This is a genomic window from Bowdeniella nasicola (assembly GCF_001907295.1).
Lineage (GTDB): Bacteria > Actinomycetota > Actinomycetes > Actinomycetales > Actinomycetaceae > Bowdeniella > Bowdeniella nasicola.
Genome location: NZ_MQVR01000083.1, coordinates 1 through 10,758 on the forward strand (window position 1 = coordinate 1; position 10,758 = coordinate 10,758).

Genomic DNA, 10,758 nt, shown 5'->3' on the forward strand with positions numbered 1-10,758 from the left:
GCCGGGTCGTGGCTTTTCTTCGGTGACACCGTAGTCATTATCGGTGAAACTCCTTCTAGATCAGAGCCTCACACACAAACTTCCTGACAGCCTCTGCCGGAGGTCTTCATCTCATCTCGACCGTTCGCAACGTCCCAAGGAACTACAGCTAGCTCGCGTCCTGCTGTCGGAGCGGGACGTGTGGATCCTCGATGAGCCGACCGCGGCGGTCGATGCCGAGGCCGAGGCGACGATCTACCAGCAGCTCGCCGAGTTGAAGGGCGACCGTACTGTCATCGTCATCAGCCACCGCCCCGAGTCGCTCAAGGCTGTTGATCGCGTCGTGGGGTTCCCGCGTCTCTAGCTGCTGCAGCATTCAACGACACTTGATGGCAGACCCAACGTCTCTTTTTCAACGACACTTCCACCTCGAACAACAGACACGACCTCCCACATTGTGGCACTCGCCACCACACCTGCTACGATTGCGACTGACATCGAACCATTCACTCAAATCACAGGAGGCCAAGATGCGCTTCAGTCGCGCGCGGCTCGTAGTGCTCGCTATACCCACGCTTATACTGCTCTCACTATTTCCCGTTGGCTCTTCCGCAATTGCCCACTCTGACACAGGGATCATCAACAAGATTACGACTACAACAGATGACCCCTACCGCGAGATATCTCCTCTCACAATCCGATGTCAACCACTGAACCAACCCGCTGAAATATTCGTAGGTCACGAAACCTGGCCATTGCGCGGTAGAGGCGGAGGCTCCTATTCACTAGGAAAGGTCAGCGGGTTTCGAGGATCTGTACGCATGGACTGGGAGACCTATGGTCCATAGTGTGCACATCCAGATGAGCGGATCAAAATCAAAATGGCCAATTGACCCCTACCGCCCGGGGGTAATACCGGGCCTGAGCAACGCGCAACAGAAAGCACTTTTAAAGCACCCTAGATTCAAGACCTATCTAAAGAACTCATTTGCGCATGCTGGAATCAAAAAGCACGGTTGGACGGCGATTATCGGATGACGTCCCCTGAATGGCTTCGCGCACACCTCTCGATCATTGCGGAGTGCCCAACCGAGCAGTACGTCGCCCATCGACGTGACGGGGATAGCCTCGCAGTCTGGTCCGACTCACCCTTGACGCCAGAACCGTTAGTGCAGCTGATCGGGCCTCAGTTCGATATCGCGGCAACGCCACAGGCCGTGCACCCGACCGACTATCACGCCCTGGATAGTTGGGGCGTTGGACCCGGGATTATGGGGCCGGACCCCGATGTCATGTTCCCGATCATTGCCGCCGTGAGCGAGGTGGAAAGCTGGAGAGTCGACGATCGCTGTCACGTCTCTCGACATTCCTTGGTCGAGCGGGAGGCTGGTGAAGACTTCTACCACATGCGAATGCCGCTCACGGTTTTTCGCATCCCCGGCAGGGCACTGATCACCGCTCACTCCTACGTGCTCAGTGCCGACCGCTCATGCGCGATCTTTTCTTGGCACGCGACACGAGCTCGAGTCGACGCCGATGGCGCCCGGCACTATTCGGGCACCACTCAGCTCATTGAATACGCCCGATATGAAAGCAGCAGCGAGCTGAGCGTCGTGGCCGCCGATGGCGTCTACACGAGCGCCCAGCTCGCTGGTGGTTAAGCGTCGATCTCGGACAGGATCTGCGCTGAGGCCGAAAGGCCGAGGCGGGTCGCGCCAGCCTTGACCATCGCGAGCGCAGCCTCGCCGGTGCGGATGCCTCCGGAGGCCTTGACGCCGAGGCGATCGCCCACGGTTTCGCTCATGAGCTTCACGGCATGCTCGGAGGCGCCGCCGGCCGGGTGGAAGCCGGTCGAAGTCTTAACGTAGTCGGCGCCCGCGGCTTCCGCACGCTTGCAGACCTCGACGATCTCGTCATCAGTCAGCGCCGCGGATTCGATGATGACCTTGAGCAGCACGTCGCCGCAGGCCTGCTTGACCTCGTGGATGTCGCGCTCGACGGCGTCGAAATCGCCTTCCTTGACCTGGCCGAGGTTGACGACCATATCGACCTCGTCGGCGCCATCGGCGACAGCCTGCTTGGCTTCCGCGGCCTTGACGGCGGTCTTGACGGCGCCAGAGGGGAAGCCGACGACGGTTGCTACGGTGAGGTCGCCGGGGTTGTCGATCGGGAGCTGGGACGGCGAGACGCACACGGCCTTCACGCCGAGCTTCTTGCCCTGCTCGACCAGCGCGTTGACGTCGTCCTTGGTGGATTCGGGCTTCAGCAGCGTGTGGTCGATGAGGCCGGCGATATCGCTACGGGTGGTCATGAGTGTTGAGTCCTTTCTGCGCCACGTGGCGAAGGGTGAATAATCTCGGTCGCTTTAGGGGCAACGATCGCGTAAACGTGCGACCAGTTTCCAAAGGCCGCTTTCGGGCGATCGTCGTCGAGCTGGCTGATCGGGAGTCGATACAGGGCGGCCGAATCCGGCTCGTAAAGATTGATGGTGTCGCCATCGCTTCCGCCCTTGGCGGGGACGGCGACGATGACGTGCCGAGGCACGCGCGTGGTGAGCGGGCCCGGGGCGGTGCCACCGACATACAGCAGGCACGGGATCCCCGACTTCACGATCCCGACCAGGTTGCGGATCCCGGCGGCGCGCCGCGGAGCACCCGCCGGCAGCCACGTGACGTGATAGTCGAGATGGCGAAACCGTGCATGCTTCGCGGCGGACGACGGCAGGGTCCCGAGCGCGCTCGGCCAGCCTCGCATCCGGGAGCGGACGTGGCGTTGCGCGATCTCGAACCGCATGTGCGCGGGCGGTGCTGCGGCCATGGCCCAACTGGGAACCTCCGGCAGGGAGGCTTCTGGGGGCAGGTTGGTGCCGGATAGCCAGGAGGCGAGGCGGGCATCGCCGGTGGCGGCGAGCATGACGAGCGCGGCTGCGCCGCAACTCGTCTCGTCGCACTGCTGTAAGCGATGCCCACCCAGCTCAACGGGCCAGGATCGCAACTCACGCGTCTGCGCGGGCATCCTCGTCCTCTACGGGTTCCTCGATGGCCTGGTCAGCGACGTCTGCCGGATTCGCTTCGAACACACTGACCGGATCGTTCGGCCGATATTCCTCGGCCTGGATCTGGTCGTCCGTTTCGTGTTCATGCTCTTCGTGACCCGGCACGACGGTATCGCGGGGATCTGCCATGGCACTCACCTCCGAAGTGTTAACCGATACGATCCAAGACTATCGACTTCGGTCCCTCGTACGCGTTGCCAATGGCGACGGTATCGGCGAGGACCTCCTTGGCGCGCTCGAAACGCTCCGGCGTGGCTGTGTGCAGCGTGAAGAGTTTGTCGCCCTTCGCCACACGCTCGCCGGGCTTCTTGTGGATCTGCACGCCGGCGACCGCTTGGACCGGATCCTCCTTGCGGGCGCGGCCCGCGCCGAGGCGCCACGCGGCGACACCGACGTCGAGGGCGTCCATATCGGTGATGACGCCATCGGCCTGCGCGAGGATATCCTCGGTGTGCTCGGCGACCGGCAGCGGGGCGTCCGGATCGCCGCCCTGCGCGCGGATCATGGCCTTCCACTTATCCATGGCGCGGCCATCCTTCAGCGCCGCTTCGACGTCGACGTCGCCCTTGCCGGCTAGGGCGAGCATCTCGCGAGCGAGCGCGACGGTCAGCTCGACGACGTCGGCAGGTCCGCCACCGGCGAGCACATCGAGGCTCTCTTGGACTTCCAGGGCGTTACCGGCGGTCAGGCCGAGCGGCACCGACATGTTCGTCAGGAGCGCCGCGGTCTTTACCCCCGCATCGCTGCCGAGGTCGACCATCGTGCGCGCGAGCTCACGTGCCATATCGAGGTCCTTCATGAAGGCGCCGGCGCCCACCTTGACGTCGAGGACAAGGGCGTCGGTGCCTTCGGCGATCTTCTTGCTCATGATCGAGGAGGCAATCAGCGGGATCGCTTCGACCGTCGAGGTGATATCGCGCAGCGCATACAGCTTCTTGTCGGCCGGGGCGAGGCCCGCACCCGCCGCGCAGATGACGGCGCCGACATCTTCGAGCTGGTCGAGGATTTCCTGGTTGGAAAGATCCGCGCGCCAGCCGGAGATGGCTTCCATCTTGTCCAGGGTTCCGCCGGTGTGGCCGAGGCCGCGGCCGGACAGCTGCGGGACGGCAACATCGAAGACCGCGACGAGCGGGGCGAGCGGCAGAGTGATCTTGTCCCCTACGCCGCCGGTCGAGTGCTTATCCGAGGTCGGACGCGAGAGCGAGGAGAAGTCCATCCGCTCGCCCGACGCGATCATCGCGGCGGTCCAGCGAGCGATCTCCTGACGGTTCATGCCGTTGAGGAAGATCGCCATGGCGAGCGCCGACATCTGCTCGTCGGCGACGACGCCGCGGGTGTAGGCATCGATCACCCAGTCGATCTGCTCGGGGCTGAGTTCGCCCTTGTCTCGCTTGGTGCGAATGACGTCGACGACGTCGAAAGCTTCGGTCATGGTGTCTCCTTCACTTCGGCCAGGTCCCACGGCCCGAAGGCATCGGGCAAGACCTCGCTCATGGGCGCGATCCCGCCCGGCATCATCACCAGGAGGTCGGGACCGCCGTGTTCGTACAGCAGTTGGCGGCAGCGTCCGCACGGCACGATCGTTTCCTCGTTGCCGTTGACGCACGTGAACGCCGTGAGGCGCCCACCGCCGGAGTTGATGAGTTCGGATACGAGTCCGCATTCGGCACACAGCGTGACGCCGTAGCCGGCGTTTTCCACGTTGCATCCGGTTACGACGCGACCATCGTCGACGAAGGCCGCGGCCCCGACCGGATAGTTCGAATAGGGACTGTAGGCGCGGCGCATGGCCGCGATCGCCTGGGACCGAAGTTCGGCCCACTGGCTGTCAGCTACTGGCATTGCTGCTCCTTTAATCAGTACAGCCCAGGGCGAACCTGGGCTGTATTGTGCCGCATGCGCGGCTTACGGATACGGTTTACCTTCCATCGCGGGCGGGCGGACCGCCCCGACGAACCCCGCAACCGCGAGGATCGTCACGACGTACGGGATCATCAAGAGGAACTCGTACGGGATGGAGTTGTTGACCGACTGCATGACGTAGCCGAGGTTGGTCGCGAAGCCGAAGATCGCAGCTGCCGCGACGGCATCCTTCGGGTTCCAGCGTCCCAGGATCATCGCGGCGAGCGCGATGAAGCCGTTACCCGCCGCAGCGTTCTTGGTGAACGCCAGGCCGATACCGACGGTGAAGAACGCACCACCGAGGCCGGCGAGCGCGCCACCGAGGATGACCGAGCGCCAGCGCGTCCGGTTCACCTTGATGCCGACGGTGTCGGCGGCCTTCGGGTGCTCACCACAGGCGCGCAGGCGCAGGCCCCAGCGCGAGCGGAAGAGCATGAACTGCAAGACGATCACGATGATGTACATGAGGTACACGAGGATCGTCTGGTTGAAGAACACCGGACCGATGACCGGAATATCGGCGAGCAGCGGGATCCGGATACGGCTGAGCGCCATCGCCTTGTTGAGATGGCCCGGGTCGCTCGTGAGCCAGGACGAGTACAGGAACGACGTCAGGCCAAGGACCAGCATGTTGAGCACAACGCCAACGATGATGTGGTCGACGCGGTACTTAATCGTGAACAGGCCAAGGAGCAGTGCCACGAGCATGCCCGCGATCGGGGCCAGCAGCATGCCGAGGACAGGCGAGTTGGAGATCGATGCGACGACGGCGCCCATGAAGGCACCAGCCAGCAGCTGACCTTCAATGGCGATGTTGATGATGCCGGAGCGTTCACACACGACGCCGGACAGTGCGCCGAGGATGAGCGGCACGGCGAATGCGACAGCGCCCTGCAGCAGCTGCACGACGGGCATGTGTGCGCCGGTGCGGCCCGCAACGATCCACACGAGGAACGCGAGGATGAACGCGACGGCCGCCAATCCCGTCATGGTTGCCACGTGCTTCTTGCGGTTCACCGCAAGGAACGTCGCGCCAGCAGCGAAGGCCACGGCGAGGGCGGCAAGAATCCACACGACGAGCGTGGAGTCCATATGCCAGTTCGGAATGTCGAATGCTCGAGACGCGCCGGCCATCGAGAAGACCGATTCGCCCTTGGAGATGATGGCGAACCCAATGGTGAGGACCGCCATGACGATCGCAGCGATCGGGAACCGCCACTGGATCGGCGCTTGGACTACCGGCCCAATGGACTTTTCATTGTGCCGTTCGGGTGCATGCGTGGGTGCACTCATGCCGCTGCCACCTCCTTCTTTTGGACCCGGGAACGGGGTGTGGTTCGGCGCTCCGGACCAGGAAGTCGAAGCAGCCAGCGCACCAGCGGCGGTGCGGCGATAAACAACACGATGATGGCCTGCGATACCTGGACGATATCGACGGGGATCTGGGCAGCAGCCTGCATGGTCGCGGCACCCGCGTTCAGGGCACCAAAGAGCAGACCCGCGAACACGACACCGAGGGGCTTCGAGCGGCCCAACAGCGCCACGGTAATGGCATCGAAACCGAACGATGCCGCAACACCGTTAGACACGAACCGCTCGGTACCGAGGACCGGCCCAGTGGCGGCAAGGCCCGCGAGTGCACCGGCGATGATCATCGTGACGATGATCGTGCGGTTCACCGACACGCCTGCGGTGCGCGCGGCCGCCGGGTTGGCGCCCGCGGCACGGATCTCGAAACCGAGGGTGGAGCGCTCGAGCAGCCACCAGACGAAGCCGGCCGCAAGGAGCGCGAGCAGGATGCCGTAGTGGAGGCGGAACGGGGACCCGAGGATCAGCGGGAAGGCAGCCGAGGACGTGATCTGCTCGGACTTACCAGCAAAGCCCTGACCGATGTAGGTCTTCGTCTTCAGGAAGTAGCTGAGCAGATACAGCGCGACCGAGTTGAGCATGATCGTGACGATCACTTCGTTCGCACCGGCGCGAGCCTTCAAAATACCAGGGATCGCGCCCCAGATCGCGCCACCGAGCGCAGCGCCGAGGACGGCGACGAGCAGGTGGAGGACCGGGGGAAGCTGCCAGGCGATGCCGACATAGCCACCGACGAGGGCGCCGATGATGATCTGGCCCTGGGCGCCGATGTTGAACAGGCCCGCACGGAATGCGACCGCGACGGACAGGCCCGCGAGGATCAGCGGAACGGAGTTCGTGATCGACTCGGTGATCGGCTTGACCATGCGAGGCACGGACGTCGCCTCGTAGTCAAAGACAGCGCCGCGGAACAGCGAGGCGAAGAAGCCCCGGAAAGACTGCCAGACCTCGAAGAAGAAGTCCGTCGGACGCGCGAACAGGTAGGACGCCGTTTCGTGAACGCGCGGGTTGAACGCGGCGACCAGGATGGCGCCGATGATCAGGGCGAGCACGATGGCGAAGAAGATGAACACGCCAGAAGAGGCCATGATCTCGCGCATGACGGACTGGCCCGAGGGGCGCCGGTCACGACGCTTGCCGTCTTCGGGCTGTCCCTCGGCTTCTTGGGCGGGTGTACCGGCCGCGTGCATATCTGCGGCGATGGGTGTCGGGTCGCCGGCAGGAGTGGGGTCCTGGGTCATGACTCCTCCTTGCTGACGGGGCTGGGCTCGACATCAATGTGTGCTTGGGCGACGGCTTCCTCATAGGGAACGCCGGCCATCATGAGGCCGAGAACGGAACGGGGGGTGTCGGGGGCGACCATGCCGACGAGCTTGCCGCCGTACATGACGGCGATCCGGTCGGCGAGGGCGTAGACCTCGTCGAGCTCGGTGGAGATGATGAGCACCGGGGTGCCCTTATCTCGCTCGGCGACGATCCGGGCGTGCACGAATTCGATCGAGCCGACGTCCAGGCCACGGGTGGGCTGGGAGGCCACGAGCAGGTGCAGGTCGCGCGACATTTCGCGCGCGAGGATCGCCTTTTGCTGGTTGCCACCCGACAGGGTGGAGATGGGGTCATGAATCGAGGTGACGCGCACGTCGAACTCGTCGCGGAGTTCTTCCGCGTTCTTCGTGATGACCGACCGGTTCATGTTCATGCCCTTGGCAAACGGCGCCCGATCGTACAGGTCGAGAATCATGTTCTCGGCGATTGAGAACGTCGCGATCATGCCGTGCGTGGAGCGGTCTTCGGGAACGAACCCGACGCCCGCGCCGAGGCGCTTCTTCACGTTCATGCCCGCAAGATTCTTGCCATCGAGTTCGATCGAGCCCTGCGAGATATCGCGCAGGCCGAGGATCGCTTCGGCGAGCTCGGTCTGACCGTTACCCTGCACGCCCGCGATCGCGACGATCTCTCCGCCGTGGACATCGAAGCTGAGGTCGCGCACTTCCGGGCGACCGAGCGCGTCCAGCACGGTGATGTTCTTGATCTGGAAGTCCGCGTTGCCGGGATCGGCCGGCGCCTTATCGACGCCGAGGTCGACGGCGCGGCCGACCATGGCCGAGGCAAGTTCGGTTTCGGAGGCCGACGGGTCAGCGGTTCCGACGACCTTGCCGCGGCGGATAACCGTGATCTTATCTGCGACGGCCTTAACCTCACGCAGCTTGTGAGTGATGAGGATGATCGAGCGTCCCTGCTCTTTCAGTTCCTTCATGATCTCCAAGAGCTCATCGGTTTCCTGGGGCGCGAGCACGGCGGTCGGCTCGTCGAGGATCAGAACCTCCGCGTCGCGCGAGAGGGCCTTGATGATCTCGACGCGCTGCTGGGCGCCGACGGAGAGGTTCTCGATGTAGGCGTCGGGGTCGATGTTGAAGCCAAACCTGTCGGACAGCTCCTTTACCTTGGCGGCGGCGCGTTCGGTCGAGATGATGCCGAGGGGTCCGGTGGGTTCGTAGCCGAGAGCCACGGATTCGGCGACGGTGAAGACCGGGACGAGCATGAAGTGCTGGTGCACCATGCCGATGCCCGCGGCTACGGCGTCACCGGGACCGGAAAATGTCACTGGTTTGTCGTCGATGAGAATCTCGCCGCCATCGGGTTGATACAGCCCGTAAAGGACGTTCATCAACGTTGATTTGCCGGCGCCATTTTCACCGAGCAACGCATGGATTTCACCAGGTTCAACGACCAGATCGATGGCATCATTGGCCACGAGCGGACCGAAAACCTTTGTGATCCCGCGAAGTTCGAGTTTCACTTGGCAGTTCCTGTCGTAGGCGCCCGCGCCAGCGCGGGCAAGCAGTCGGATGGAAGGGCTAGGTGCGATCGTGGGCGACGTCGGCAGCGTACTACGCGGCGTCGCCCACGGTCCGGATTGTCGGCTTACGGCTGGTTCTTGGTTTCGACCTTGATCTCACCGGAGACGATCTGCTGCTTCAGCTTCTCAACAGCTTCCTTCAGCTCGGCCGGGACCTTGGAGTCGAAGTCATGGAACTCGGCCATGGCCACGCCACCGTTTTCGATGGTGCCAACGTAGGCCTCCGCGGTGTACTTGCCTTCCGCCGAGGACTTGACCGTGTCGAAGACGGACTGGCCGATCTCCTTGACAACCGAGGTCAGCATGACGTCGCCGTCCGAGGTGGACTTGAAGCCGTCGGAGTCAACCCAGACGACCGCGCCCTTCTTGGCTTCCTTCACAGCCGCGACCGTACCGGAGCCGACGGGGCCGGCCACCGGCATCACGATGTCGACCCCCTGGGCGAGCATGTTCTCGGTGATCTGCTTGCCCTTGTTGGTGTCGGAGAAGTTACCGACGAACTGGCCGGTCTGGCTCTCCTTGGACCAGCCCGCGAGGGTGACGGACTTGCCGTTGTCCTCGTTGTACTTCTTCATGCCGTCTTCGAAGCCGTCCATGAAGATCTTCACCGAGGGCAGGTCCATTCCGCCGAAGGTGCCGAGCTTGCCGGATTCGCTCATGCCCGCGGCCACGTAGCCAGCGAGGTAGCCCGCCTCAGCGGTGTTGAAAACGAGGGGCTTGGCGTTCGGCAGGTCGAGGACCTTGAAAGTATCGCCCTGGCCCTCGGTGATACGAGAGTCGATCAGCGCGAAGTTGACGTCCGGGTTCGCCTTTGCCGAGTCACGGATCGCGTTGTTGAGCAGGAAGCCAACGCCAATGATGAGGTTGCAGTTCTGGTTAATAAGCGAGTCAATATTCTGTTGGTAATCGCCCGGGCTCCGGGATTCGGCAGTTTGGACCTTTACTCCAAGTTCGCTCTCGGCCTTCTTCAGGCCCTCGAAACCGGACTGGTTGAAGGAGCGGTCGTCGAAGCCGCCCTCATCGGAGACCATACACGCCTTGAAGTTGCTGTAGTCGGCAGAGCCACTACCGTCCGAAGACGAATCGGTCGCGGGTGCCTTTTCGGGCGCTTGGCCACATGCTGAAAGAACCAGGGCCGCGGCGGCCATGGTGCTGAAGAGTACTGACTTCTTCACGGGTTCTCCTACTTGCCATCGTCCGCCACAGAGGGGAGCTAAACGGACAACTCCGTTGTAGCCCTGTGGCGAAATATTGAAAACATCGTACGACGAGTTATTTCCATGTCCGAAGGCTTTGTCCTTGGGTTTTCGTTTCGTTACCAATTCGGGACGGAGATGGACTCAGTCACAATGACCTCATCTACCTCGTTGACGAATAGGTCTCGTCGAACCTGTTTCGACTTCTCCTTCAGCATACGTGGGAGACGCCCCCGTGCCGCACCATGGAACGCCCTTCACGCCATGATCTTCGGCACATGCCTGAGTTTCAGGTCACAAACGGGCTCTTCCGGTTTCAGAGTGCGTGACGCGGTCTCTGACTGCCGGGTGTTGGTGATGAATGAGAGCGGGCCTTGGGTGAAGATAGAAGTTTCTCA

General features: G+C 62.9%; 11 protein-coding genes. 2 read left to right on the forward strand and 9 right to left on the reverse strand.

All coding sequences use genetic code 11. From position 1 onward, the window contains the following. Positions 1-178 precede the first annotated feature (178 nt). Both BSZ39_RS13965 and BSZ39_RS11015 read left to right on the forward strand, forming a co-directional pair. A complete protein-coding gene (locus BSZ39_RS13965; protein ID WP_158025185.1) occupies positions 179-343 on the forward strand; it encodes a P-loop NTPase family protein in 165 nt (54 codons plus the stop codon). Between the two features lie 805 nt (positions 344-1,148). After that, on the forward strand, positions 1,149-1,640 hold the full coding sequence (locus tag BSZ39_RS11015; protein WP_143180505.1) for a hypothetical protein: 492 nt from the start codon (positions 1,149-1,151) through the stop codon (positions 1,638-1,640). Here BSZ39_RS11015 and deoC read toward each other — a convergent pair. From deoC to BSZ39_RS11060, 9 genes are all read right to left on the reverse strand, one after another. Next, the gene (gene deoC / locus BSZ39_RS11020; RefSeq protein WP_073717382.1) at positions 1,637-2,290 is read right to left on the reverse strand and encodes a deoxyribose-phosphate aldolase; all 654 of its coding nucleotides are present in this window, start codon (positions 2,288-2,290) and stop codon (positions 1,637-1,639) included. The two genes, BSZ39_RS11015 and deoC, sit on opposite strands and share 4 nt — an antisense overlap. Then, positions 2,287-2,994: a hypothetical protein gene (locus tag BSZ39_RS11025; RefSeq protein WP_073717383.1), complete on the reverse strand. Its 708-nt coding sequence runs from the start codon at positions 2,992-2,994 to the stop codon at positions 2,287-2,289. Before BSZ39_RS11025 ends, deoC begins: the two co-directional genes overlap by 4 nt. Then, positions 2,975-3,163, reverse strand: a complete 189-nt coding sequence (locus BSZ39_RS11030; RefSeq protein WP_073717384.1) for a hypothetical protein — start codon at positions 3,161-3,163, stop codon at positions 2,975-2,977. Before BSZ39_RS11030 ends, BSZ39_RS11025 begins: the two co-directional genes overlap by 20 nt. Before the next feature lie 19 nt (positions 3,164-3,182). Next, entirely contained in the window at positions 3,183-4,466 is a 1,284-nt protein-coding gene (locus BSZ39_RS11035; protein ID WP_073717385.1) for a thymidine phosphorylase, read from the reverse strand. After that, the gene (locus BSZ39_RS11040) at positions 4,463-4,876 is read right to left on the reverse strand and encodes a cytidine deaminase (protein ID WP_073717386.1); all 414 of its coding nucleotides are present in this window, start codon (positions 4,874-4,876) and stop codon (positions 4,463-4,465) included. Before BSZ39_RS11040 ends, BSZ39_RS11035 begins: the two co-directional genes overlap by 4 nt. A gap of 63 nt (positions 4,877-4,939) precedes the next feature. Then, on the reverse strand, positions 4,940-6,229 hold the full coding sequence (locus BSZ39_RS11045; protein WP_073717387.1) for an ABC transporter permease: 1,290 nt from the start codon (positions 6,227-6,229) through the stop codon (positions 4,940-4,942). Beyond that, complete coding sequence (locus BSZ39_RS11050; protein WP_073717388.1) at positions 6,226-7,545, reverse strand: ABC transporter permease; 1,320 nt, start codon at positions 7,543-7,545, stop codon at positions 6,226-6,228. Before BSZ39_RS11050 ends, BSZ39_RS11045 begins: the two co-directional genes overlap by 4 nt. After that, entirely contained in the window at positions 7,542-9,104 is a 1,563-nt protein-coding gene (locus BSZ39_RS11055; protein ID WP_073717389.1) for an ABC transporter ATP-binding protein, read from the reverse strand. The genes BSZ39_RS11050 and BSZ39_RS11055 overlap by 4 nt, the downstream gene beginning before the upstream one ends. A 125-nt stretch (positions 9,105-9,229) precedes the next feature. Beyond that, positions 9,230-10,339 (reverse strand): BMP family lipoprotein, encoded by a 1,110-nt coding sequence (locus BSZ39_RS11060; RefSeq protein ID WP_073717390.1) that lies wholly within the window; start codon positions 10,337-10,339, stop codon positions 9,230-9,232. Positions 10,340-10,758 lie beyond the last annotated feature (419 nt).